At 72.1% G+C, this 23,273-nt stretch carries 24 protein-coding genes; 15 read left to right on the forward strand and 9 right to left on the reverse strand.

Annotated elements, in window-relative coordinates; translation table 11 throughout:
* The 5 genes from GB864_RS10855 to GB864_RS10875 all read left to right on the forward strand — a co-directional run.
* Positions 1-1,487: S1C family serine protease (locus GB864_RS10855; RefSeq protein WP_202107161.1), on the forward strand; the 1,487-nt coding region annotated here is incomplete at its 5' end.
* A gap of 192 nt (positions 1,488-1,679) precedes the next feature.
* On the forward strand, positions 1,680-2,687 hold the full coding sequence (locus GB864_RS10860) for a glycosyltransferase family 2 protein (protein WP_160424986.1): 1,008 nt from the start codon (positions 1,680-1,682) through the stop codon (positions 2,685-2,687).
* The gene (locus tag GB864_RS10865) at positions 2,684-3,493 is read left to right on the forward strand and encodes a CDP-alcohol phosphatidyltransferase family protein (RefSeq protein ID WP_160424922.1); all 810 of its coding nucleotides are present in this window, start codon (positions 2,684-2,686) and stop codon (positions 3,491-3,493) included. The genes GB864_RS10860 and GB864_RS10865 overlap by 4 nt, the downstream gene beginning before the upstream one ends.
* On the forward strand, positions 3,480-4,376 hold the full coding sequence (locus GB864_RS10870) for a glycosyltransferase (RefSeq protein ID WP_160424923.1): 897 nt from the start codon (positions 3,480-3,482) through the stop codon (positions 4,374-4,376). The genes GB864_RS10865 and GB864_RS10870 overlap by 14 nt, the downstream gene beginning before the upstream one ends.
* 114 nt (positions 4,377-4,490) lie before the next feature.
* Positions 4,491-5,807: a CDP-glycerol glycerophosphotransferase family protein gene (locus GB864_RS10875; protein WP_236779053.1), complete on the forward strand. Its 1,317-nt coding sequence runs from the start codon at positions 4,491-4,493 to the stop codon at positions 5,805-5,807.
* A 9-nt stretch (positions 5,808-5,816) separates the two neighbouring features.
* Here GB864_RS10875 and GB864_RS10880 read toward each other — a convergent pair whose 3' ends face one another.
* From GB864_RS10880 to GB864_RS10890, 3 genes are read right to left on the reverse strand one after another with little or no spacing between them, the layout of a single operon-like run.
* Positions 5,817-6,782 carry a hypothetical protein gene (locus GB864_RS10880; RefSeq protein WP_160424925.1) on the reverse strand — a complete coding sequence of 322 codons (966 nt, stop codon included), beginning with the start codon at positions 6,780-6,782 and terminating at the stop codon, positions 5,817-5,819.
* 49 nt (positions 6,783-6,831) lie between these two features.
* Positions 6,832-7,584 carry an ABC transporter ATP-binding protein gene (locus tag GB864_RS10885; protein WP_160424927.1) on the reverse strand — a complete coding sequence of 251 codons (753 nt, stop codon included), beginning with the start codon at positions 7,582-7,584 and terminating at the stop codon, positions 6,832-6,834.
* Positions 7,584-8,381, reverse strand: coding sequence for an ABC transporter permease (locus tag GB864_RS10890; protein ID WP_160424988.1), 798 nt, complete (start codon positions 8,379-8,381; stop codon positions 7,584-7,586). Before GB864_RS10890 ends, GB864_RS10885 begins: the two co-directional genes overlap by 1 nt.
* Before the next feature lie 156 nt (positions 8,382-8,537).
* Here GB864_RS10890 and GB864_RS10895 point away from each other — a divergent pair, with 156 nt between their 5' ends.
* Positions 8,538-9,074, forward strand: a complete 537-nt coding sequence (locus tag GB864_RS10895) for an ECF transporter S component (RefSeq protein ID WP_160424929.1) — start codon at positions 8,538-8,540, stop codon at positions 9,072-9,074.
* Between the two features lie 106 nt (positions 9,075-9,180).
* On the opposite strand, the gene GB864_RS10900 is transcribed toward GB864_RS10895, so the two are convergent.
* Positions 9,181-9,873, reverse strand: a complete 693-nt coding sequence (locus tag GB864_RS10900) for a phosphocholine cytidylyltransferase family protein (RefSeq protein ID WP_160424931.1) — start codon at positions 9,871-9,873, stop codon at positions 9,181-9,183.
* A 304-nt stretch (positions 9,874-10,177) separates the two neighbouring features.
* Between GB864_RS10900 and GB864_RS18190 the strand changes: the two genes are divergently transcribed.
* The 3 genes from GB864_RS18190 to GB864_RS10915 are packed head-to-tail and all read left to right on the forward strand — an operon-like array spanning position 10,178 to position 13,778.
* Positions 10,178-11,914, forward strand: a complete 1,737-nt coding sequence (locus GB864_RS18190; protein WP_336603963.1) for an ABC transporter ATP-binding protein — start codon at positions 10,178-10,180, stop codon at positions 11,912-11,914.
* Positions 11,890-13,464 carry a hypothetical protein gene (locus GB864_RS10910; protein ID WP_160424933.1) on the forward strand — a complete coding sequence of 525 codons (1,575 nt, stop codon included), beginning with the start codon at positions 11,890-11,892 and terminating at the stop codon, positions 13,462-13,464. The genes GB864_RS18190 and GB864_RS10910 overlap by 25 nt, the downstream gene beginning before the upstream one ends.
* A gap of 38 nt (positions 13,465-13,502) precedes the next feature.
* Complete coding sequence (locus GB864_RS10915) at positions 13,503-13,778, forward strand: DUF3039 domain-containing protein (RefSeq protein ID WP_160424935.1); 276 nt, start codon at positions 13,503-13,505, stop codon at positions 13,776-13,778.
* Here the strand turns inward: GB864_RS10915 and GB864_RS10920 are convergent, their stop codons facing one another.
* Positions 13,779-15,101: a nicotinate phosphoribosyltransferase gene (locus GB864_RS10920; protein WP_160424938.1), complete on the reverse strand. Its 1,323-nt coding sequence runs from the start codon at positions 15,099-15,101 to the stop codon at positions 13,779-13,781.
* 38 nt (positions 15,102-15,139) lie between these two features.
* Here GB864_RS10920 and murI point away from each other — a divergent pair, with 38 nt between their 5' ends.
* From murI to GB864_RS10940, 4 genes are all read left to right on the forward strand, one after another.
* Positions 15,140-15,967: a glutamate racemase gene (murI, locus tag GB864_RS10925; RefSeq protein ID WP_160424940.1), complete on the forward strand. Its 828-nt coding sequence runs from the start codon at positions 15,140-15,142 to the stop codon at positions 15,965-15,967.
* Entirely contained in the window at positions 15,964-16,725 is a 762-nt protein-coding gene (rph, locus tag GB864_RS10930; RefSeq protein WP_160424947.1) for a ribonuclease PH, read from the forward strand. Before murI ends, rph begins: the two co-directional genes overlap by 4 nt.
* On the forward strand, positions 16,722-17,327 hold the full coding sequence (gene rdgB, locus GB864_RS10935; protein ID WP_160424948.1) for an RdgB/HAM1 family non-canonical purine NTP pyrophosphatase: 606 nt from the start codon (positions 16,722-16,724) through the stop codon (positions 17,325-17,327). The genes rph and rdgB overlap by 4 nt, the downstream gene beginning before the upstream one ends.
* 63 nt (positions 17,328-17,390) lie before the next feature.
* On the forward strand, positions 17,391-18,320 hold the full coding sequence (locus GB864_RS10940; protein ID WP_160424951.1) for a cation diffusion facilitator family transporter: 930 nt from the start codon (positions 17,391-17,393) through the stop codon (positions 18,318-18,320).
* A 45-nt stretch (positions 18,321-18,365) separates the two neighbouring features.
* Here GB864_RS10940 and GB864_RS10945 read toward each other — a convergent pair whose 3' ends face one another.
* Positions 18,366-19,112 (reverse strand): VTT domain-containing protein, encoded by a 747-nt coding sequence (locus tag GB864_RS10945; RefSeq protein WP_160424953.1) that lies wholly within the window; start codon positions 19,110-19,112, stop codon positions 18,366-18,368.
* 247 nt (positions 19,113-19,359) lie between these two features.
* Positions 19,360-20,010 carry a biliverdin-producing heme oxygenase gene (locus GB864_RS10950; RefSeq protein ID WP_160424955.1) on the reverse strand — a complete coding sequence of 217 codons (651 nt, stop codon included), beginning with the start codon at positions 20,008-20,010 and terminating at the stop codon, positions 19,360-19,362.
* 184 nt (positions 20,011-20,194) lie between these two features.
* Here GB864_RS10950 and GB864_RS10955 point away from each other — a divergent pair, with 184 nt between their 5' ends.
* On the forward strand, positions 20,195-21,469 hold the full coding sequence (locus GB864_RS10955) for an aminotransferase class V-fold PLP-dependent enzyme (RefSeq protein WP_160424958.1): 1,275 nt from the start codon (positions 20,195-20,197) through the stop codon (positions 21,467-21,469).
* The gene (gene sufU / locus GB864_RS10960) at positions 21,466-21,927 is read left to right on the forward strand and encodes a Fe-S cluster assembly sulfur transfer protein SufU (RefSeq protein WP_160424959.1); all 462 of its coding nucleotides are present in this window, start codon (positions 21,466-21,468) and stop codon (positions 21,925-21,927) included. The genes GB864_RS10955 and sufU overlap by 4 nt, the downstream gene beginning before the upstream one ends.
* A 7-nt stretch (positions 21,928-21,934) precedes the next feature.
* Here sufU and GB864_RS10965 read toward each other — a convergent pair whose 3' ends face one another.
* Together GB864_RS10965 and GB864_RS10970 are read right to left on the reverse strand one after the other, a co-directional pair.
* Positions 21,935-22,828 carry a permease prefix domain 1-containing protein gene (locus GB864_RS10965; RefSeq protein WP_160424961.1) on the reverse strand — a complete coding sequence of 298 codons (894 nt, stop codon included), beginning with the start codon at positions 22,826-22,828 and terminating at the stop codon, positions 21,935-21,937.
* Entirely contained in the window at positions 22,825-23,208 is a 384-nt protein-coding gene (locus tag GB864_RS10970; RefSeq protein WP_160424963.1) for a PadR family transcriptional regulator, read from the reverse strand. The genes GB864_RS10965 and GB864_RS10970 overlap by 4 nt, the downstream gene beginning before the upstream one ends.
* Positions 23,209-23,273 lie beyond the last annotated feature (65 nt).

Consider the following 23,273-nt stretch of genomic DNA (forward strand, 5'->3'; position numbering starts at 1 on the left):
TGGCAGGAGTTCAGACGCGAGCACTACCGACCTCGACGACGCCGATCCCGCCCGCAGCCCCGGCGGCGCCCGCGCCGACCGGCACCGTCTACCACCCGGGCCAGGCGCCCCAGCCGTACCACGCCCCGGCGTACTCCCACGCCGCGCCGAGCGCGCCGCAGGCGCCGTACGGCCAGTACGCGCAGCAGACGCAGCCGACCCAGCCCCTCCCGGGCGGCGCCGGTACCGTCCCGCCCGCCTTCGGCGGCACGGCGGCGGCCGAGGCCAAGCCCGAGAAGCCGAAGCGCCGCGTGGGCCTCGGCATCGCCGCGGGGATCGTGGCGGCCGCCCTCATCGGCGGCGGCGCGGGCGCCGGCATCGCGACGGCGATCAACTCCGACTCGACGCCGGCGACGGTCGTCGGCGCGCAGTCGCAGCAGAACATCGTCGTCAACGACACCGACTCCGTGAACGCGATCACCGCGGCCGCGGCGAAGGCCGCGCCGTCCGTCGTGACCATCCAGGTCGCCGGCGACACGGGCTCGGGCACCGGCTCGGGCGTCATCCTGAGCGAGGACGGCTACATCCTCACGAACACCCACGTCGTCACGCTCGACGGCGCGACCGGGTCGCCGACGATCCAGGTGCAGACCTCGGACGGCAAGCTCTACACGGCCGACCTCATCGGCACCGACCCGACGACCGACCTCGCCGTCATCAAGCTGCAGGACGCCACCGACCTGACGCCGCTCGACTTCGGCGACTCTGACGAGCTCAACGTCGGCGACCTCACCGTCGCCATCGGCGCCCCGCTCGGCCTTTCGAACACGGTCACCAACGGCATCGTGTCGGCGCTCAACCGCTCGATCGCGATCGCCTCGTCGGCCGCGCCGGACTCCTCTGACGACTCGGGTTCGCAGGACGACTCGACCGAGGGCGGCCGCACGCCGTTCGACTTCTGGAACAACCAGGAGGGCCAGCAGCAGCAGTCGAGCGCCTCGAGCGAGATCTCGATCCCGGTCATCCAGACGGACGCCTCGATCAACCCCGGCAACTCGGGCGGCGCGCTCGTCAACGCGCAGGGCGAGCTCATCGGCATCAACGTCGCGATCCTCGACTCGTCCTCCGACTCGAGCGAGGCCGGCAGCATCGGCCTCGGCTTCGCGATCCCCTCCAACGTCGCCGAGCGCATCGCGAAGGAGATCATCGACAGCGGCGCGGCCACGCACGGCCTGCTCGGCGCGATGGTGTCCGACGCCGCGAGCGCCGAGGGCGCCACGACCAACGGCGCGCTCATCCAGGAGGCCACCGCGGGCGGTGCCGCCGCCGCGGCCGGCCTGCAGGCGGGCGACGTCGTCACGGCGTTCGACGACGTGTCGATCACGGACGCGACCGACCTCACCGCGCAGGTGCGGGCCGCCGCAGCCGGATCGGACCACACCCTTACCGTCACCCGCGACGGCAAGTCCATCGCGATCGACGTCACCCTCGGCACCTACGAGGGCTGACCGCCGACGGAACGACGGGGCCGGGCGCGCGCTGCGCCCGGCCCCGTCGTGCGCGTGCGCCCTGTGGAGCCCAGCGCGAGGTTCCCGGTGCCGCTTGGTAGGCTCGACCGACCACCCGAGCACCCGGAACGAGGAACTTTGCCGAACGAGCCCCACGAGGCAACCGCCCCGGTCGTCGGCGTTTCGTTCGTGATGCCGGTGCTCAACGACGCGACCCACGTGCGGGCGGCCGTCGAGTCGATCCTGACCCAGCACTACGACGGGCCGTTCGAGGTGCTCATCGCCCTCGGCCCCTCGATCGACGGCACGACGGAGCTCGTGGCCGACCTCGCCGCGCGCGACGCGCGCGTCACGGTGCTCGACAACGAAGTCGGATCGACGCCCGCCGGGCTCAACCTCGGCATCCGGGCGGCGCAGTACCCGGTCGTCGTGCGCGTCGACGCGCACTCGGTGCTGCCGGCCGACTACACGCGCATCGCCGTCGAGACGCTCGAGGCGACCGGGGCCGACAACGTCGGCGGCATCATGGACGCCCGCGGCGAGACGCCGTTCCAGCAGGCCGTTGCGGTCGCCTACACGTCGAAGATCGGACTCGGCGGTTCGGCGTTCCACGTCGGCGGCACCGCCGGCCCGGCCGAGACGGTCTATCTCGGCGTGTTCCGGCGCGACGCGCTCGAACGGGTCGGCCTCTTCGACGAGGACATCAAGCGCGGCCAGGACTGGGAGCTCAACCGCCGCCTCCGCGAGACCGGCGGCGTCGTGTGGTTCACGCCCGAGCTCAGCGTCGTCTACCGGCCGCGTTCGAGCATCGACCGGCTCACGCGGCAGATGCTCTCGACCGGGCTCTGGCGCGGCGAGCTCGCCCGGCGCTTCCCGGCCTCCAACGGCATCCGCTACTTCATCCCCCCGGCGATGGTGGTCGGCGTCGTGCTCGGCACCCTGCTCGGCCTCGGCGGCCTCGTGCAGGCGGCGTTCGGCCAGGCGCCGTGGCTCCTCGCGGGCTTCGCGATCCCCGCCGTCTACCTGCTCTTCGTCGCCGTGGCCGGCATGGCGGCCGCCCGCGGGCACGGCGCGGCCGTCGCCCTGCGGATGCCGCTCGTGCTGTCCTGCATCCACGTCCCGTGGGGCATCGGCTTCCTGCTCGGCTACGCGCGCTTCACGCGGCCGATCGCGGCACACTCCGGAAAGGCGTCCGCATGACCGAGGCCACGCGCCCCGCTCGTCCCACCTCGATCGCCGAGCTCAAGGCCGTCGCGCAGCCGCCCGAGGTGCGCGGCCGCCGCAATGCCGAGCACTGGACCGCCTCGCTGTACCTGCGCAACCTCTCGCCCTACCTCACGTGGGTGCTGCTGAAGACCCCGATCACCGCGAACGGCGTCACGGGGCTCATGATCCTCGTCGGCTGGTCGACGGCAGCCGCCCTCCTCATCCCGGGCATCTGGGGCGTCGTGCTCGCCGTGGTGCTCGGCCAGTTGCAGATGCTCGTCGACTGCTGCGACGGCGAAGTGGCCCGGTGGCGGCGCACGTCCTCGCCCGCGGGCGTCTTCCTCGACAAGGTCGGCCACTACACGACCGAGGCGCTCATCCCGCTCGCCCTCGGCATCCGGGCGGCGGGCTACCCGCTCGAGTTCCCGGCCGACTTCGCCTGGACGACGGTCGGCGCGCTGCTCGCGCTCGTGATCGTGCTGAACAAGGCGCTCAACGACATGGTGCACGTCGCGCGTGCGAACGCGGGACTGCCGAAGCTCACCGACACCGAGGGGGAGTCGGCGCCGCGCGGCGGGCTCATCTCGACGCTGCGCAAGGCGGCGCGGTTCCTGCCCTTCCACCGGCTCTACCACTCGGTCGAGCTCACGCTCATCGCCTTCGCGGCGGGCGTCATCGGCCTCTTCCTCGGCCAGCCCGAGGTCGACCGCTGGATGGTCCTCATCCTGCTGCCGCTGTCCGTGCTGGCCCTCGGCGGGCACTTCCTGACGATCATGGCGTCCCGCCGTGTCCGTTCCTGAGGCCACGGCGCTCCCGCGCGTCGGCGCCGTCGTCCTGACGCAGGGCCGGCGTCCCGACGACCTCCTCCGGGCGCTCGAGTCGCTCCTGAGCCAGGAGGGCGTCGAACTCGACGTCGTGTGCGTCGGCAACGGCTGGGACCCGGCGACGGCCGACCCGGCGCTGCCGGACGCGGTGCGCACCCTCGCGCTGCCGGAGAACGTCGGCATCCCGGCGGGCCGCAACGCGGGCGTGCCGCTCGTGTCGGGGGAGTGGATCGCGTTCCTCGACGACGACGCGGCGTTCACCCCGGGGATGCTCGCCGCCGCGATCGGGAAGATGCACGCCGATCCGACCATCGGACTCGTGCAGCCCCGCGTCGACGACGCGGCGGGCGGGCCGACGCCCCGGCGCTGGATCCCGCGCATCCGCAAGGGCGACCCGGCGCACTCCTCCGACGTGTTCTCGTGCTGGGAGGGCGCGCTCGTGCTGCCCCGTGCCGTCTTCGACGAGGCCGGCGGCTGGGGCGACCCCTACTGGTACGCCCACGAGGGGGTCGAACTCGCCTGGCGCGTCTGGGACACCGGTCACCGCGCCTGGTACGCGGGCGACCTCGCCGCCACGCACCCGGTGATCCAGCCGACGCGGCACTCGCAGTACTGGCGGCTCAACGCCCGCAACCGCGTGTGGCTCGCCAAGCGCAACCTGCCGTGGGTGCTCGTGCCGTTCTACGTCGGCTCCTGGACGGCCTTGCAGCAGGTGCGCTTCCTGCGCTCTCCCGCGGGCTTCCGCGCCTGGTGGGGCGGCTGGGCCGAGGGGTGGCGCGTCGCGCCGGGCGGCCGTCGCGCGATGCGCTGGCGCACCGTCGCCCGGATGACCCGGGCCGGGCGCCCGCCGATCGTCTGAGGCATCCTCGCCTCCCGCCGCAGGCGCAGCGGTCGACGTAACGATTCCCGCTCGGATGCGCTGATCGGCTGCCGATGCCCGTGGCCGTCAGGCCCGGCGTCGTAGCCTGATCCGATGGGCATTCGCAAGGACCTCCGCCGCGGCACGAAGCTCGTCAAGGGCATCCTCTGGTCGCGTAAGGCGCAGAAGAGCCTCGGCACGGCGCTCGCCGAGCGCGGCCCCCTGCCGAAGGGCGAGTTCAAGATCGGCGTCTACTTCGCCGACGGCAAGGTCAACCTCTACCAGCTGCGCCAGTGGTACGCGCCCCTCGCCGAGCTCGCCGAGCGCTACCCGACGGTCATCCTCTCGCGCGCCTCGGGCGCCGCCCTCAAGCTGCTCGACGAGTCGCCGCTGCCCGTCGCCTACGTGCGCACCGTCGCCGACCTCGAGCGCCTCCTGCACGAGCAGGAGCTGCACGTCATCCTCTACGTCAACCAGAACGCCAAGAACTTCCAGATGATGCGCTACGGGCGGCGCTGGCACGTGTTCATCAACCACGGCGAGTCCGACAAGATGTACATGACCACGAACCAGTTCAAGGCCTACGACTACGCGCTCATCGCCGGCGACGCCGCCCGCGCGCGGCTCGGCCGGGTGCTCTGGGACTACGACTTCGACAAGCGCGCCATCCCGATCGGGCGCCCGCAGGCCGACCACTACCTGGATGACGCGGTGCTGCCGTACGAGCCCGACGAGCGGACGGTCGTGCTCTACGCGCCGACCTGGGAGGGCGATCGCGCCGCCGCCGCCTACGGGTCGATCGCCTCGCACGGCGAGGCCCTCGTCGGCGCGCTGCTCGCGACGGGGCGGCATCGGGTCGTCTACCGACCGCACCCGCGCTCCGGCGTCGTCGACGACGCGTACGGTGCCGCGAACCGACGCATCATCGCCGCGATCGCTGCGGCGAACGCGGCCGACCCCCGGGCGCAGCACGTGTTCGACGACGGCCCCGAGCTCGGCTGGCAGCTCGCCGCGGCCGACCTCGCGATCGTCGACATCTCCGCGATGGTCTACGACCGCCTGGCCGCGGGAAAGCCGCTGCTCATCACGCGCCCGGCCAACCCGATCGCCCAGATCGACGAGAGCGGCTACCTGCAGGCCTGCGAGTGGCTGACGGCCGCCGAGGCGCCGGCCGTCGTCGAACGCCTCGAGGAGGTCGCGTCCGACCCCGAGGTGCAGGCGCGGCTGGAACTCTGGGTCGAGCGCTACTTCGGCGACACGACGCCGGGTGTCACGACGGCGCGCTTCCATTCCGCGATCGACCACCTCTTCGCCGAGTGGGAGCGCTTCGCCGCGCTCCACGCCGACGACCCCGACGACGAGGACCTCGACCTCGGCGAGGGCTCCGAAGCCTTCGGCGACGGCGAGGACGACGTCGACGCCCTCGTCTGAGCCGAACGGTCAGTCGTGCGGCGGTTTCACAGTCTCCTGGGGATCCGCCTCGGGTGCTGACGCCTCCGCGACCTCGCCGGCGGCTGCTCCGCGCCGGCCGGGCGCGAGCGACCTCGCACGATCGGCGACCCCGCCGAAGGTGCGTCCGAGCCGTACCGAGAGACGACCCGCGCGTTCGAACACGGTGGGGGAGTCGCCCGGCTCGATGACGGCGGGCACGATGTCGGGCGGAGTGCCGAACGCGGTGCGGGCGGTCGCGAGCACCCGGCGCCCGAGCACCTGGTTGCCGACGCCGCCGATGACCGCGCCGACGCCGAAGGGGAGCGCCTTGCCGAGCCAGCCCGCGCCGCCGGCGGCCGCGAAGCGCTTGATGAAGGTGCGCTTCAGGCTGTCGGCCGCGGTGCCGGCGATCGCCTTGGGGAGCGTGGAGGTGATGAGCTCGCCCCAGTAGGCGCTGCGGGCGATGCCGACGCCGACGCTCTGCGAGGCGAACTGCTGCACGAGGTCCGAGCCCTCCTTGCCGAGCAGCAGCGCCGTCACGAGGGCGCGAGCGCGGTCGGGCTCGGTGATGGCGATGCCGTGCACTTCGGCGACGGACTGCCCGAAGAGCGCGGTCGCCTCGAGGAAACCGGCGGTCTCCACGCCGGAGAGGGCGAGCGTCGTCGCGGTGCCGATGCCCGGGATGACCGCGGTCGCGCCGACGGCGGCGCCGCCCGTCGTGACCGCGGCGAGATAGCGGCGCTCGAGGATCCGCACCAGCTGGGCGGGGTTCGCGCCCGGCGCATGGCGACGGATGCTCCGCAGGTGCGCGAGCACGACCGGGCGCTGCACCTCGAGCACGCGGTCGAGCATCCGCTCGATGCCGCTGCGCTCGGCGCTCGCGGCGCTCGGCGCACCGTCGGGGCCCGGTGCGTACGCGCCGGGCTCGCGCGGCGCGTCGCCGGGCAGTGAGGTCACACGGTACACGGGCTCCATGCGGGGGATTCTAAGCACACCGCCCGACAGCCCTGCCGGAATCGCGGGATCAGGTGCCGTACTTCGCGTTGTAGGCGTCGAGGACCTCGTCGATCGGGGCGTCGAGCACGAGCTTGCCGCCGTCGAGGAACAGGCCGCGCGTGCAGAAGCGGCGCAGGTCCCGTTCGTTGTGCGAGACGAAGAACATCGTGCGGCCGGCGGCGAGGAGTTCCTCGATGCGCCGGTAGCACTTCTCGCGGAACGCCTTGTCGCCGACCGCGAGCACCTCGTCGACGAGCAGGATCGGCTCGTCGAGCTGCGACACGACCGCGAACGCGACGCGCACGCGCATGCCGCTCGAGAGGTGCTTGTAGGGCGTGTCGACGAAGTCGCCGATCTCGGCGAAGCCGATGATCTCGTCGAAGCGCTCGGCGACTTCGCGGCGGCTCATGCCGTGCAGGCCCGCCGTGAGGTAGACGTTGTCGCGCACCGTGAGGTCGTCGACGAACCCGCCGGTGATCTCGATGAGCGGCGCGACTCCGCCGTTGACCGTCACGGTTCCGGTGTCGGGCAGCATCACGCCCGCGACGAGCTTCAGCAGCGTCGACTTGCCCTGGCCGTTGCGGCCGACGACCCCGATCGCCTCGCCCGGCTGCACCTGGATCGAGACGTCCCGGAGCGCCCAGAACTCGTTCGGACGGCTGCGTCTGGACGAGTCGCCGAAGAGGTCCTTGAACGATCGGCGACCGCGGCGGTTGCGGCGGAAGCGGATGCCGAGGCCGTCGGTGGCGATCGCGGGAGCGCCGCTCAGGGCATCCGTCATCAGATCTCCTTCAGCACGGCGCGCTCGGCGCGACGGAAGACGGCCAGGCCGACAACGAGGAAGGCGATCGACATCGCCGCGGAGACGGCGACGTTGAACCAGTCGAGTTCGCCGGGGAAGAACGCCGACCGGTAGAGGCCGAAGATGCCCGAGAGCGGGTTGAAGGCCGCCCAGACGTGGAGGCTCTCGGGCAGGTTCGAGACGCCGTAGACGATGGGCGACGCGTAGAACAGGAAGCGCAGCACGAGCTTGATCGCGCGTTCGAGGTCGCGGAAGAAGACGACGAGCGGCGCCACGATGAGGCAGAGGCCGATCGTCAGCACGGCCTGGATGAGGATCGCGAGCGGGAAGAACACGATCTGCCAGTGCACCTGCAGCTCGCCCATGAGGCCGAAGACGAGGGCGATGCCCGCGAGCACCGGCAGGGCGAGGAGGAACTCGATGCCCTTGGAGAGCACGAGCCGGTTCACCCAGATCGTGCGAGGGATCATCGTCGAGCGCACGAGCTTCGCGTCCTTCAGGAACGCGCGGGTCGAGTCGGAGACGGCGCCGTTGAACCACATCCAGGGCAGCATCGCGCTCAGCAGGAACACGATGTAGGGCTCGGTGCCGCTCAGTCGGTGGAAGACCACGGTGAAGACGAAGAAGTAGATCCCGGCCATCAGCAGCGGGTCGAGGATCGACCACACGTACCCGAGCGCCGACGTCGAGTAGCGCACCTTGAGGTCGCGGGTCGTCAGCAGCCACAGCGCATGCCGGTACGACGCGCGACGGGTCCGCGGACGCGCGGGCGCAATGGTGGAACTCGTCACGGGTTCGATCCTAGGTCGTGGTCCTGCGCGCCGACGCCACGGCGGGCGTTCGCCGCGGGCGCGCATCTCCCGCACGGGTCGGGCCGCTAGATTCGAGGGGCGCCGGATGACCCGTGCGCCGGCCCTGCGGAGAGGAGCACCGTGCAGCGCACGAGCACCCGGATCATTCTGAGCTGCGCCGCGATCGGCGTCGCCGGCGGTCTCGTCGAGGCGGGCTCCGGCTACCTCGCCCTCGTGATGGCGGCCGTCGTCCCGTGGCTCTACGGGGTGACGATCGGCCTGCACTTCCTGCCGAGCGTCGTCGCGCTCGCACTGCTGCGCCGCCCGTGGGTCGCGATCATCACGGGCGTCGTCGCGGGGCTCATCGCGTCGGCGTTCGCGCCCATGTGGATCGGCCGATTCGTCGGCACCGGGCTCTTGATCGGCGCCCTCGTGGAGCTGCCGTTCCTGCTCACGCGCTACCGCAACTGGAAGCCGTGGCTCTTCTACGCCTCCGCGGCCGTCGCGGGCCTCATCCTCGCGATCGCCGTGTTCATCGGCCTCGGCGCCGAGCACTACCCGCCCGCGGTGTGGGCGATCGCGCTGCCGCTCTACATCGCGAGTCCCGTGTTCTTCACGTGGATCGGCCTGCTCGTCGCGAACGCCCTGCGTCGCGCCGGCGTCGCCCGGGGCGCCTGAGCGCCGGGGCGCACGCTCGGCGGCTCGTCGCGGGCCGCCCCCGAAACCACGAGCGCGGATGCCCCGAGGGGCACCCGCGCTCGCGTGCTGTGTTGCAGGGTTCGGATCAGACGAAGAAGTTCGCCCGCTCCAGGTCTTCCGCGAAGTCGATCTCGACCGCGTAGAGGTCCGAGACGTCCATCGGCTCGACGAGGGCGCCGTTCTGCTCGATCGCGAGCTCGAGGCCGCGCTCGAAGTAGTCCTGGTCGCCGACGCGCTGCAGGTGGTGCAGGAGCACCGCCTTGTCACGGCTGGAGATGAAGTTGATGCCCACGGCCTCGCCGAGTCCGCCCTTGACGGTCTTGGAGAGCTCCTTGATGTAGCCCTCGGCGGTGGTCGTGTACTTGACCTCCTCGTCGGACACCTTCGCGGTGTTGACGGTCACGAAGGACTGGTCACGCGCGATGTACGAGAGGGCGCGGTCGAGGATGGCCGGGTCGAAGACGACGTCGCCGTTCATCCAGAGCACGCCGCCCGACTGCGATGCCTGCAGGGCGCGCATGAGCGACTTGGAGGTGTTCGTCTGGTCGTACTCCTCGTTGTAGACGAAGGACGCCATCGGGAAGGCCTCGATGATGTGCTCGAGCTTGTAGCCGACGACGATCGTCACGTTCGCGGCGTTGCCGAACGCGTGCTCGATGTTGTCGAACTGCTGGCGCATGATGGTGCGGCCGTCATTGAGTTCGGTCAGCGGCTTGGGGAGCGTGCGGCCCAGCCGGCTCCCCATGCCGGCGGCCAGAATCACGATCTGTGTGTGCAACTGCTGTCTCCTCGGTCGGGCGGGTGGGATGCTCGTCCGCGAAGCGGTCGCCTTCTATTCGAGGGGATGAGCGGCGTAGCGGTGCTGCCGTTCACGAGATCGTCACCCGGAAGTTCCATGGTGGACACGCCGTTATGTCTGGAACAGCCTATCCGGGGCGCCTGAAAGTGAACGAAGGGCTCGGGATCCGTGGCTGATTCGTGACACTCCGCTCAGCGTGCGTTCAGGGAGCGCATAGGACGCGACCCGAAATCAGGGGACGCCCTGGCTGGGCTGCGGGCGAGGTGCTTGGTAGCGTGGCCGCGTGACTTCCGTTTCGCGCTCAGACCTGAACGACGAAGCGCCCGAGGGCACCGGCGGGGGGACCGCCGAGGTGAGGGGGCGATCCGGCGTCGGCCGGTCGAGCGCAGCGCGCTCGGGGCGAGCCGATGCGTCGCGCCGCAACCCCGCCTCGCAGGACGCCTCGTCGAGTGCGGCCGGCGTGCGCGCCGAGGCAGCTCGGAGCGCCCGCGATCGTCGTGCCAAGCAGAACGCCGACGCGACGTCGTCGTTCGAGGCGCGGGCGGCATCCGGCGTGCGCATCGCCGAGCGCCGTGCGGCCGCGGCCCCGTCGGTGCAGCCCGTCGAGACGGCGCCGGTCGTGGAAGGCGAGATGCTCGAGGCCGAACCGAAGAAGCCGATCCTGCTCGACACCCTCGTGATCGACGCAATCGACCCGGCCGTTGCGGCCGCCGACGAGCAGCCGACCGAGGTCCTCGCGTCGGTGCTCACGGCCGTGCCCGAGCCGGCACCCGTGGCCGCAGCCGCGGCGACCGCTGCCGAGGCCACGCCGGCCGCGGTCGGCTTCGACGACCTCGTCGGCGCCCCGCTCGATGCGGCGGAGGCCGAGGCGGCGCCTGCGCACGCGTCGACGATCGTCGCGCCGGTCGAGTCCGACGAGGATGCGGATGACGCGGATGACGCGCTCGCCTCGCTGCTCGCCGTCCCCCTGCTCGCCGACGACGAGGATGCCCGCGCCGACGACGAGGATGCCGCTGCCGCGGAGCCCGAGGTCGAGCGCGCGGTGCTCGAGCCCGAGGTCGTCGAGACCGCCGTGCTCGAGACCGAGGTCGTCGAGACCGCGGTGCTCGAGTCCGAGATCCTCGAGACGACGGTCGTCGAACCCGAGGCCGGGCGCGCAGCGTCCGCTGCCGCGGGCGACGACGCCCTCGACGTCACCGCATCCCGCGAGCGCCGCCGCCGGCTCGTGCGCGCTGCACGCCCGGCGCCCGGGACCGACCGCCCCGACGTGCTCGAGATCACCGGCCTCACGAAGCGCTTCGGCCACACGGTCGCCCTCGAAGACCTCGACCTCACCGTGCGCGTCGGTTCTTTCACGGGGATCGTCGGCCCGAACGGCGCCGGCAAGACCACGGCGCTCTCGATGGTCGCCGGCCTCCTTCGGCCGGACTCCGGCACGGTGCTCATCAACGGCATCGACGCGTGGAAGCATCCGCGCAAGGCCAAGCGGATCACGGGCGTCGTGCCCGACCGGCTGCGCACCTTCGACCGACTGACCGGCGAGCAGCTGCTCTACTCGACCGGCCTGCTCCGGGGGCTCGACCGCAAGACCGCCCGCACGCGCGCCGACGATCTCGCCGTCGCTTTCGGCATCGAGGACGCCATCGACCGACTCGTCGCGGACTACTCCGCCGGCATGACGAAGAAGATCGCGCTCGCCTCGGCCATGATCCATGCGCCGCGCCTCCTCGTCCTCGACGAGCCGTTCGAGGGCGTCGATCCCGTGTCCGCCGCGACGATGACCCAGGTGCTCGTGCGCTATGCGAAGGCGGGCGGCACGGTCCTCCTGTCGAGCCACAGCATGGATCTCATCGAACGCGTCTGCGACAGCGCGGTCGTCATCGTCGCCGGACGCATCCTCGCCTCGGGCACCCTCGACGAGGTGCGCGACGGCCTGCCGCTCGAAGACCGGTTCGTGGAACTCGCCGGCGGGCGCCAAGCGGCCGAGGGGATGGAATGGTTGCACAGCTTCTCCGACTGAGGGCGCTCGAGTTCCTCGGGCGCTTCCGCGGCGGGCGGCTGCACGTGGCCGGCGGCATCGCCGCGCTCGTGTGGGCGATCGTGCTGGGTGCGCTCGGCGCGTGGGTGTTCGCGAGCCTCGACGGCCTCGCCGACGCCACCCGCGTCCACCGTCTCGCGACCGTCTTCGGCGCGGCGCTCCTCCTCGGCTGCTTCCTCGTGCCGCTCGGCCGCCGCAGCGAGGACCCGCTCGACCCGCGCCGCTTCGCCCTGTTCGGGCCGGAGGTGCGCCCGCTCGCGGCGGGCACGTGGCTCTCGAGCCTCCTCGGACTGCCCGCGCTGGGCCTCGTCATCGTGCTCGTCGGCTTCATCGGCGGCGCTGCCACCGGCGTCGGTCCGACGATCGTCGCGATCCTCGCCGCGATCCTGGCCCTCGCCACCTGCCTGCTGGTCGCCCGGATCGGCGCCGCGTGCGGGAGCCTGCTCGTGGAGTCGCCCCGACTGCGCGCCTGGCTCGGGCTCGCGGGCGTCGTCGTCGTCCTCGGTCTGATCGGGTTCGTCGTCATGGTCGTCATCGCGACGCCGGCCGGCTTCGACGGGGTCGTCGCGGCCCTCGCCGACACCCTCGCGTTCACGCCGCTCGGTGCCGTCTGGTCGCTGCCGGGCGTCGCCGTCGCCGGCGAATGGGGCTGGTTCGCCGTGCAGCTCCTCATCGCCCTCGGCACGCTCGCCGTCGGCTGGCTCGCCTGGGAGCGCGTCGTCGAACGGCTGCTCGGCACCCCGGGCCACGTCGTCGAGCAGTCCCGACCGCGCGGGCTCGGCTGGTTCGGCGCGCTCCCGGCCTCGCCGGCTGGTGCCGTCGCGGCGCGCAGCCTCAGCTACTTCGGCCGCGACCCGCGCTATTGGGTCTCCCTCGCGATCATCCCATTCGCCCCGGTGCTGCTCGTGCTGCCGCTCGCGATCGCCGGCGTGCCGAACGAGATCCTCGTCTTCATCCCGGTGCCGGTGATGTGCCTGCTGCTCGGCTGGAGCGTGCACAACGACACCGCGAACGACCACACCGCGATCTGGCTGCACGTCGCCGCCGGCGTGCCCGGCGCTGCCGACCGGCTGGGGCGGGTGGTCCCGCTGCTCGTGCTCGGCGTCATCGTCATCATCGTCGGCAGCCCGATCTCGGTGATCCTGCTCGACGAGCCCGAGACCATGCCGGCCGTGGTCGGCATCGGCAGCGCGCTGCTGCTCGGGGGGCTCGGGCTCGGCTCGATCGCCTCGGCATGGCTGCCCTACCCGGCGGCCAAGCCCGGCGACGGCGCCTTCCAGCAGCCGCAGACGGCCGGCAGCACCCCCGGGTTCGTGCAGGCGGGAACGATGCTGCTCACGGTCGCCGCCGCGGCCGCGCCGCTCGTGCTGACGTACTTCGGCGTAGAGAACGATCAGGTGCGCTGGTACTTCGCCGCGCTGTTCGCCGGCATCTCGACGGGGCTGTTCGTGCTCGTCGCGGGCATCCTGATCGGCGGCGCCGTCTTCGACCGCCGCGGCCCCGAGATCCTGCAGGCGGCACTGCGGGCCTGAGCGGGCCGGGGCCCGCGACCGGCGCGTAGAATCTCGGCATGTCCTCCATCGCCGATCCTGATCAGCCCGGCGGCGGCACCTCGGTGCTCGACCGCGAACTCGAGAAGCTCCTCGAAGACGAAGGCGTCATCGAGCCCGGCGATCACGAGCGCTTCTCGCACTACGTGAAGAAGGAGCAGATCCTCGAGTCGGCGATGACCGGCAAGCCGGTCAAGGCGCTCTGCGGCAAGAAGTGGACGCCGGGGCGCGACCCGGACAAGTTCCCGGTCTGCCCGACGTGCAAGGAGATCTACGAGCGGATGAAGTCCGCGTAGTCAGCCCCGGTAGGTCGTCGGGATGGCGGCCTCGCCGCGCCCGAGCCGGAAGGCCTCGACGGGCAGTTCCTCCATGGCGGCGGCGTTGCGCTTGCGCGCGAGCCGCACGCCGTCCGCTCCGAGGAACGAGCCGTCGATCTCACCGGCGGTGACGAACGGCACGCTGAGCGGCCGCAGCGTCCCGTCGGCCTCGAACTCGGCTTCGCCGCCGGGGCCGTCGCCGATGAAGACGAGCTCTTCGCGCGCCGTGCGCGTCGAGTCGAGCCGTCGGGCGGCCGACTTGCGGCCGCCGACCGACGCCTTCGCGGCGCTCGACTTCGCGACGGAGACCCAGTCGCCGGCGTCGTCCTTGCGGGCGACGAGCTTGTAGACCATGCCGGCCGCGGGAGCGCCGGAGCCGGTGACGACCGAGGTGCCGACGCCGAACGAGTCGACCGGCGAGCCCGAGAGCGCGGCGATGAGGTACTCGTCGAGGTCGCTCGTCACCGTGATCTTCGTGCGCACCGCGCCGAGCCGGTCGAGCTGCTCGCGCACGGCCTGCACGACCGTGGGCAGGTCGCCAGAGTCGATGCGCACCGCGCCGAGGCCCGTGCCCGCGACCTCCACGGCCGTGCGCACGCCCTCGGCGATGTCGTAGGTGTCGATGAGGAGCGTCGTGCCGGGGCCGGCGGCGCGCAACTGCGCCCGGAAGGCATCCGCCTCGCTGTCGTGCAGGAGCGTGAACGCGTGGGCCGCCGTGCCCATCGTCGGGATGCCCCAGACGCGCCCGGCCTCGAGGTTCGACGTCGCGGCGAAGCCCGCGATGTGGGCGGCGCGCGCGGCGGCGACCGCGGCATCCTCGTTCGTGCGTCGCGAGCCCATCTCGGCGATGGGGCGCCCGAGCGCGACCGACACCATGCGGGCCGCGGCGCTCGCCACCGACGAGTCGGCGTTCAGGATCGAGAGGATGAGCGTCTCGAGGACGACGCCCTCCGCGAAACTCGCGTGGACGCTCAGCAGCGGCGAGCCGGGGAAGTACGCCTCGCCCTCGGGGTAGCCCCAGATGTCGCCCGAGAAGCGGAAGTCGGCGAGCCAGTCGAGCGTGGCGGGCCGGACGACCTGCTCCGCGCGGAGGAACTCGAGCTCGGCATCGCCGAAGCGGAAGCGGGAGAGCGCCTCGAGGAAGCGGCCCGTGCCCGCGACGATGCCGTAGCGGCGGCCGTCGGGCAGTCGGCGGGCGAACGCCTCGAACAGGCTCTCGCGGTGCGCGGTGCCGTCGGCGAGCGCGGCATCGATCATCGTCAGCTCGTAGCGGTCCGTGAGGAGCGCGGTCGATCCGGTCACAGGGCGAGCCTAACCCCACCGGTCTAGACTCTTTCGTCGTGAGCGACGCACCCATCGGCATCTTCGACTCCGGGGTCGGCGGGCTCACCGTGGCCCGTGCGGTGAAGGACCAGCTGCCGAACGAATCGATCCTCTACATCGGCGACCTCGCCCATTCGCCCTACGGGCCGAAGAAGATCGCCGACGTGCGCGAGTACGCCCTCGAAGTGCTCGACGACCTCGTCGCCCAGGGCGTCAAGATGCTCGTGATCGCCTGCAACACGGCGTCGGCGGCGATGCTCCGGGATGCCCGCGAGCGCTACGAGGTGCCCGTCGTCGAGGTCATCCAGCCCGCGGTGCGCCGCGCGGTCGCGACCACCCGCAACGGGCGCGTCGGTGTCATCGGCACGGCCGGCACCGTCCAGTCGCGCGCCTACGACGACGCCTTCGCCGCCGCCCCGCACCTGCAGCTCGTCAGCGCCGCCTGTCCGCGCTTCGTCGAGTTCGTCGAGGCCGGCGTCACGACGGGGGAGGAAGTGCTCGACGTCGCCGCCGAGTACCTCGCGCCGCTCAAGGCCGCCGGGGTCGACACCCTCGTGCTCGGCTGCACCCACTACCCGTTCCTCAAGGGCGCGATCTCCTACGTCATGGGCGAGGACGTCACCCTCGTCGGCAGCGACGTCGAGACCGCGAACGACGTGTACCGGCTGCTCGTCAGCCGGGGCATGGAACGCCGCGCGGCGACGCCGCCCGGCATCCGCTACGAATCGACCGGCCCCTCCTCGGCGCCGTTCCTCGAACTCGCGAACCGGCTCATGGGCCCCGAGGTCTCCTCGGTGGAACTCGTGCAGACGGGCGCGATCCCCGTGCAGAAAGGCATCCGATGACCGACCAGAGCCCCATCGTCCGCGCCGACGGGCGTACCCCGGCCGACCTCCGCCCCGTGACGATCGAGCGCGGGTGGTCCGCGCACGCCGAGGGCAGCGCGCTCATCTCGTTCGGCGGCACGAAGGTGCTCTGCACCGCGAGCTTCACCAACGGCGTGCCGCGCTGGATGAACGGCAGCGGCAAGGGCTGGGTCACCGCGGAGTACGCGATGCTGCCGCGCTCCACGAACACCCGCAACGACCGCGAGGCCGTCAAGGGCCGCATCGGCGGTCGTACCCACGAGATCTCGCGCCTCATCGGCCGCTCGCTGCGCGCCGTCGTCGACACCAAGGCGCTCGGCGAGAACACCGTCGTCATCGACTGCGACGTGCTGCAGGCCGACGGCGGCACCCGCACCGCCGCGATCACGGGCGCCTACGTGGCCCTCGCCGACGCGATCGAGTGGGCGCGCGGCAAGAAGTTCATCGGGCAGCGCTCGGTGCCGCTCATCGACACCGTCTCGGCGGTCTCCGTGGGCATCATCGACGGCACCCCGATGCTCGACCTCATGTACACCGAGGACGTGCGCGCCGAGACCGACATGAACGTCGTCGCCACGGGCCGCGGCCTCTTCGTCGAGGTGCAGGGCACCGCCGAGGGCGCGCCGTTCGACCGCCGCGAGCTCGACGGCCTGCTCGACCTCGCCCTCGCGGGCAACGCCGAGCTCGCCGAGATCCAGCGCTCGGTGCTCGCCGCCGCGGCCGGAGCGGCCGAGTGACGCGGAAGGTCGTCCTCGCGACGCACAACCTCCACAAGGTCGAGGAGTTCCAGCGCATCCTCGGCGAGCGGATGCCGGATCTCGAGGTCGTGCCCTACGACGGCCCCGAGCCCGTCGAGGACGGCACGAGCTTCGCCGAGAACGGCCTCATCAAGGCGCGGGCCGCCGCGGCCCACACCGGGCTCGTCGCGCTCGCCGACGACTCGGGCATCGGCGTCGCCGTGCTCGGCGGCTCGCCGGGCATCTTCTCGGCGCGCTGGTCGGGCACGCGGGACTCGATCGCGAACCTCGAGCTGCTGCTCGCACAGACGGCCGACGTCCGCGACCGGGACCGGGCCGCGTGGTTCACGTGCGCCATCGCGATCGCGACGCCCGACGGCGCCGAGGAGGTCGTGGAGGGCCGCTGGGACGGCCGTCTCGCCCGGGCGGCGTCGGGAGCGGGCGGCTTCGGCTACGACCCGATCTTCCTGCCCGCGGGCATCCCGGGCTTCTCGGGCTCGGCGGCCGACCTCGCCCCCGAGGAGAAGAACGCGGTCTCCCACCGGGCGCGCGCGTTCGAGGCCGCGGCTCCCGTGCTCGAACGGCTGCTGCCGCCCGCCTGAGCGTCGCCCGCGACGGCGGCCCCGACCGTGTCGCACCCGGCCCGACGGGCTTACCCTCGAAGCATGGGCCACGACCACGATCACGCCCCGAGCGCGTCGACCGCCGGCAACCGCCGGCGGATCGCGATCGCGCTCGGGATCATCGGCGTGTTCCTCGTCGTGCAGGTGGCCGGCGCGATCGTCAGCGGTTCGCTCGCCCTGCTCGCCGACGCCGGGCACATGGCGGGCGACCTCGTCGGCCTCGTCGTTGCCCTCTGTGCGGCGGCCATCGCGGCGCGGCCGGCGACCGACCGGCAGACGTACGGCTACCGCCGCGTCGAGGTGCTCGGCGCGCTCGTCAACGGCATCCTGCTGCTCGTCGTCGCCGTGACGGTCGCGATCGGCGCGATCGGCCGGCTCGTCGGCGGGGCCGGCGGCGAGGCGCACGAGGTGTCGAGCGTCCCGATGCTCGTCGTCGCCTCGCTCGGCCTCCTGGCGAACATCGCGGCGATGCTCGTGCTGCGCGGCGGCCGCGAGGCATCCATCGGCGTGCGCGGGGCGTACCTCGAGGTGCTCGGCGACACGATCGGCTCGATCGCGGTGATCGCGGCGGCCCTCGTCATCCTCGCGACCGGCTGGGATCCGGCCGACGCGATCGCCTCCCTGCTCATCGCGGTGCTCATCGCGCCGCGCGCCATCGGGCTGCTGCGCGACGTCGTGCACGTGCTCACCGAGTCCGCGCCCCGCGAGACCGACGTCGCCGAGATCACCGAGCACCTGCGCGGCACGGCCGGCGTCGTCGAGGTGCACGACGTGCACGTGTGGCAGATCACGTCGGGCCTGCCGGTCTTCACCGCGCACCTCGTCGTCGAGCCCGACGTGCTCGAGGGCGGTCGCTCGGGCGCACTGCTCGATCGGTTGGGGGAGTGCCTGCGGGACCACTTCGACGTCGAGCACTCGACGTTCCAGCTCGAACCGGCCGGGCACTCCGAGCACGAGTCGCTCGGGCACTGAGCGCCGGCGGCGGACCGGCGAGCGCGCCGCGACCCCGCCGCTGCGTCAGCCGGCCTCGGGCTCCGCGCGCCGTTCGAACACCTCGGGGTCGAGCACGAGCGCGGCGGCCTCGTCGTGGTCGGTCACGACGTCCTCGCCCGCGGCGGCGGCCCGCTTGGCCTCTCGCGACGAGCGCAGGTAGTGCCACACGGTCGGCACCGCGGTCGCGAGCACCGCGAGCACGAGGATGACGTCGATGTACTCGGTCACGAAGTGCGCGAGCGGCGGGATGTAGCCGAGGAGGTAGCCCGCGAAGGTGAGGCCGACGCCCCAGAGCAGCGCGCCGATGAAATTGTAGAGCGAGTACTTGCGGGGGTTCATCCGGCCGACGCCGGCCGCGACCGGCGTGAAGGTGCGCACGATGGGCACGAACCGGGCGAGGATGACCGCGAGGCCGCCGAACCGCTCGAAGAACCGGTTCGTGCGTTCGACGTTGGCGATGCTGAAGATGCCGGACTCGCGCCGTTCGAAGATGCGCGGCCCGAACCGCCGGCCGATGAAGTAGCCGACCTCGCCGCCGAGGAACGCGGCGAACCCGATCGCGAGGCACACCCACCAGATGTCGACGCCGAACACGAGCGAGGTGTGCGTGAGCAGCCCCGAGATGATCAGGAGCGTGTCGCCCGGAAGCAGGAAGCCCACGAGCAGCCCGGTTTCGGCGAACACGATCGCGCAGACCACGACGAGCGCCCACGGCCCCGCGGCCGAGATGATGAGCTCGGGATCGAGCCAGGGGATGAGCGCGGTGTGCACTGGAAGGTTCCTTCGACGCTGCTGCCGACAGGACCGGAATCGGTGGGCGGCGGGACGCTCGTCAGCCTAGTCAGCCGACCTGACCGCCGCCCTGGGTGAACGCCCGGAATCCATCCCGGGGATGACCCCTGTTCTCGGGTTGTTCGCCCGGGGCGCCTCAGGCGGCACGCGCCCCGATCGCGCAGCATCCCGAAACGGCGAACGGCCGGTCGCCCACGCGGGCGACCGGCCGTTCGTGCGGCGGCGCTCAGGCGGCGGCGAGGCCCTCGAAGACGTCGGCGTTGTAGCGGAACGACTCGAGCACTTCCGCGACGAGGCGGTCGACCTGCTCGGGCTCGAGCGCGAGGTCGTTCATGGCCTCGCGGTAGGCGCGCTTGTACTTGACGACACCGTCGGCGGCGATGTCGAAGCGGTAGAAGGAGAGCTGCTCCTCGGTCGCGCCGTAGTGGCGGGCCACGAGCTTCGCGATGGCCTGGCCGCCGGAGAGGTCGCCGAGGTAGCGCGTGTAGTGGTGGGCGAGGTAGCGCACGTCGTCGGCGGCGACCTCGTGCAGGTGCTCGACGTAGGCGCGGGTCGCCGGCAGCATCGGATCGGTCTCGCGCCAGTCGGGGGCACCGAGCGCGGCGAGGTCGGACTCGATCGACGCGAGGCGCGCCAGTCCCGGGTCGAACACCTCGGGGTCGCCGTCGCGGGCGCCGCGGGACTCGAGCGCCTCGTAGATCCAGCCGAACTGCGCGAGGTAGCGCGTGTAGGCGTCGAGCGTCAGCTTGCCGCCCATGAGGTCGACGATGAAGCCGCGGTTCTCGGCGTCCTTGTGCACGTCGGCGGAGGCGGCGCGGACCAGGGCGGCGACGTCGAGCGGCTCGGTCGCGGAAGCGGCGGGGGGAGCGATGGTCATCGGGTTCTCCGTCGTCGAGGAGGCGGACGGCCGCGGCTGCGGTCGTGTTAGGTAATGCTTACCTGACGAAATCGTAGCCCAGCCGCGCCGTCGTGCGGAACCGGAAGCGATCGTGGCAGGGCCGGATGGCGCTGGGATGCCGCCCGGCGGGCCCCGCGCTCCCGGCCCGACGTAGACTCGAAGGATGCACGCGGCACCACTGGACGTCGACCGAATCCGTGCGGATTTCCCGATCCTCGGCGAATCCGTCGACGGTCGTCCGCTCGCCTACCTCGATTCGGCCGCGACCAGCCAACGGCCGCGGCAGGTGATCGACGCCGAGCTCGAGTTCGTCACGCGACGCAACGCTGCGGTGCACCGCGGCGCCCACACCCTCGCCGCTCTCGCGACCGACGCGTTCGAGGACGCGCGCGCGATCGTCGCCCGATTCGTCGGCGCCGACGAGGAGCAGCTCGTCTGGACCCACGGCGCGACCGAGGGCCTGAACCTCATCGCGCATTCGATCGAGGATGCCTCGGCGCAGGGCGTCGAGCGCTTCCGGCTCGGCCCCGGCGACGAGATCGTCACGACCGAGGCCGAGCACCACGCGAACCTGCTGCCGTGGCAGTGGCTCGCCCGGCGCACCGGCGCGACCCTCCGGCACCTCCCCGTGCTGGACGACGGACGGCTCGACCTCGACGCGGCCGCGGCGATCATCGGCCCGCGGACGCGGCTGCTGACCTTCGCCCACGTCGGCAACGTGCTCGGCATCGTGAACCCGGTCGCCGAACTCGTCGCGCTGGCCCACCGGCACGACGCGCTCGTCGTGCTCGACGCCTGCCAGTCCGTGCCGCACCTGCCGGTCGACTTCCCGGCGCTCGACGTCGACTTCGCCGTCTTCTCGGGCCACAAGCTGCTCGGCCCGAACGCCGTCGGCGGCCTCTACGGCAAGGCCGAGCTGCTCGACGCGCTCCCGCCGTTCCTGCTCGGCGGCTCCATGATCACGACCGTGACGCTCGAGACGGCCGAGTTCCTGCCCGCGCCGCAGCGCTTCGAAGCCGGCACGCAGCCCGTCTCGCAGGCGGTCGGCCTCGCCGCCGCCGCGCAGTACCTCGACGCCCTCGACATGGACGCCGTCTTCGCGCATGAGGCCCATCTCGGCGCGCGACTGCTCGACGGGCTCCGGGGGCTTCCGGGCATCCGCCTGCTCGGCGACGCCGACGCGCCCCGCGTCGGGCTCGCCGCCTTCGACGTCGAGGGCGTGCACGCGCACGACGTCGGCCAATTCCTCGACTCCCGCGGCATCGCCGTGCGCGTCGGCCACCACTGCGCGCAGCCGTTGCACCGCCGGTTCGGCATCACGTCGACGACGCGCGCGTCGAGCTACGTCTACACGACCGACGCCGAGGTCGACCGCTTCCTGGAGGCGGTCGCCGAGGTGCGCGGATTCTTCGGCCTCGGAGGAGGAGCCGCCGCATGAACGGCCTCGAATCGCTCTACCAGGAGCTCATGCTCGACCACTCGAAGAACCCCGTCGGGTTCGGCCTGCCCGAGGGCGACCCCGCCGCGGGCGAAGGCCAGTCGCACCAGCTCAACCCGGTGTGCGGCGACGAGATCACGCTGCGCCTCGGCGTGACCGACGGGAAGATCGACGGGCTGCACTGGGAGGGGCACGGCTGCGTGGTGTCGCAGGCGTCGGCCTCGATGCTCGCCGACCTCGTCGAGGAGGATGCCCCGAGCCCCGACGAACTCGCCGAGCTCATCGCGAAGTTCCGCGAGGCGCTGCGCTCCCGCGGTGCGATCCCGCTCGACGCCGAGGTGTTCGGCGACGCCGCGGCGCTCTCGGGCGTCTCGAAGTTCTCGGCTCGCGTGAAGTGCGCGATGCTCGGCTGGGTCGCCGCCGAGGACGCGCTCCGGCAGGCGACGCAGGCCGAGTAGTCGCGGCTCAGCGGCCGGCGCCGAAGAGCATCCGGGCGAGGGTGAGCATGAAGACGACGAACCCGCCGACGGCCGCGAGCGGCGCCCACAGCCAGCCGACCGTGAAACCGAGCACGAGCGCGAGAATGCCGGCGAGCAACCAGATCACGACGGTGTAGATGCCGAACCGCGCCGCGGCGGCCGGGTCTTCGCTGAAGCGGTTGCCGACGGCGCCGGCGCGCTGGGCCTCGGCGACGACCCATGGCTTGTGCCGGTTGGTCTGCGTCGCGCCGAGGTAGGACAGCCAGGCGATCGCGCCGACGGCGAGCGCGGCGGGCACGGCGACCCAGGCGAGGGGGAGCGAGACGATCACGACCGGCACGAGCGCGAGGCCGGCGAGCAGGATGCCGGTCGCGGCGCCGTACTGCGCGGCGCGGCCGCGCGGCATCGGGTAGTCGCTCGCCGTCTCCTGCGCGAGGGCGTCGCCCGTGACGATGCCGATGCCGGCGCCCCAGACGACGGCGAGCCCGATGAGGACGCCGACGACGAGCGGCAGCGCCGGGGTGAGCCCGACGATGAGCAGCACGAGGGCCGCGGCCGCGACGATCGAGCACAGCACCGTGCGCACGACGAAGGCGCCGGAGGGGCGCACCCGGTTGCGGAGGTACTCGGGGACGGGCGGCTGCGCGGCCGCCGGTTCGCCGAGCAGTTCGTGCACGTCGCCGAGTTCGGCGAAGGCGCGGCTGACGGACTCGGCGGGGGAGCGGCCCTCGGACTCGAGCTCGGCGACCCGGGCGATGAGGTTCGCGCGGATCTCCTCCTTCAGGTCTTGCGTGTCGGCGGTCATGGGCACCCCGGCGAACAGGTCGTCGAGGCGGCGGTGCAGGTCGCCCGTGGAGCGGGCGGCGTCGGAGGCGTTCATCGTGCAGAGCCTTTCGCGGTGGCGTCGGCGGTGCCGAGCAGGGAGTCGATGATGGTGCGGGTCGCGACCCAGGCGGCGACGTTCTGCCGGAAGGCCGCGCGGCCCGCGTCGGTGATGCGGTAGTACTTGCGGCGGCCGCCCTGGGACTCGTCGCCCCAGTAGGCCTCCGCGTGCCCGTCCCGCGTGAGGCGGCGGTAGCTCGCGTAGAGCGTGGCCTCTTTGATCTCGTAGGCGCCGCCGGTCGCGTCGCGGATGCCCTTGTAGATCTCGAAGCCGTACGCGTCGCCGCGCTGGAGCACGCCGAGCACGATCGTGTCGGTGTGGCCGCGCAGCAGATCGGCGGCGAAGGCGTCGTCGATCGCGTCGGAGTTCTTGTTCATGTCGAGTACTGTATCAGATCAACTACTGAACCTGAATATGTTCACATCGAGGTAGTTATGCAACA

Source organism: Agromyces seonyuensis (genome assembly GCF_009789225.1).
Lineage (GTDB): Bacteria > Actinomycetota > Actinomycetes > Actinomycetales > Microbacteriaceae > Agromyces > Agromyces seonyuensis.

Bases quoted from the DNA above. Each gene is read 5' to 3' on its own strand.
- GB864_RS10860 (WP_160424986.1), top strand. From the start codon at position 1,680: ATGCCGGTGCTCAACGACGCGACCCACGTGCGGGCGGCCGTCGAGTCG.
- GB864_RS10865 (WP_160424922.1), top strand. From the start codon at position 2,684: ATGACCGAGGCCACGCGCCCCGCTCGTCCCACCTCGATCGCCGAGCTC.
- GB864_RS10875 (WP_236779053.1), top strand. From the start codon at position 4,491: ATGGGCATTCGCAAGGACCTCCGCCGCGGCACGAAGCTCGTCAAGGGC.
- GB864_RS10880 (WP_160424925.1), bottom strand. From the start codon at position 6,782: ATGGAGCCCGTGTACCGTGTGACCTCACTGCCCGGCGACGCGCCGCGC.
- GB864_RS10885 (WP_160424927.1), bottom strand. From the start codon at position 7,584: ATGACGGATGCCCTGAGCGGCGCTCCCGCGATCGCCACCGACGGCCTC.
- GB864_RS10910 (WP_160424933.1), top strand. From the start codon at position 11,890: ATGGTTGCACAGCTTCTCCGACTGAGGGCGCTCGAGTTCCTCGGGCGC.
- GB864_RS10915 (WP_160424935.1), top strand. From the start codon at position 13,503: ATGTCCTCCATCGCCGATCCTGATCAGCCCGGCGGCGGCACCTCGGTG.
- rph (WP_160424947.1), top strand. From the start codon at position 15,964: ATGACCGACCAGAGCCCCATCGTCCGCGCCGACGGGCGTACCCCGGCC.
- GB864_RS10940 (WP_160424951.1), top strand. From the start codon at position 17,391: ATGGGCCACGACCACGATCACGCCCCGAGCGCGTCGACCGCCGGCAAC.
- GB864_RS10950 (WP_160424955.1), bottom strand. From the start codon at position 20,010: ATGACCATCGCTCCCCCCGCCGCTTCCGCGACCGAGCCGCTCGACGTC.
- GB864_RS10955 (WP_160424958.1), top strand. From the start codon at position 20,195: ATGCACGCGGCACCACTGGACGTCGACCGAATCCGTGCGGATTTCCCG.
- sufU (WP_160424959.1), top strand. From the start codon at position 21,466: ATGAACGGCCTCGAATCGCTCTACCAGGAGCTCATGCTCGACCACTCG.
- GB864_RS10965 (WP_160424961.1), bottom strand. From the start codon at position 22,828: ATGAACGCCTCCGACGCCGCCCGCTCCACGGGCGACCTGCACCGCCGC.
- GB864_RS10970 (WP_160424963.1), bottom strand. From the start codon at position 23,208: ATGAACAAGAACTCCGACGCGATCGACGACGCCTTCGCCGCCGATCTG.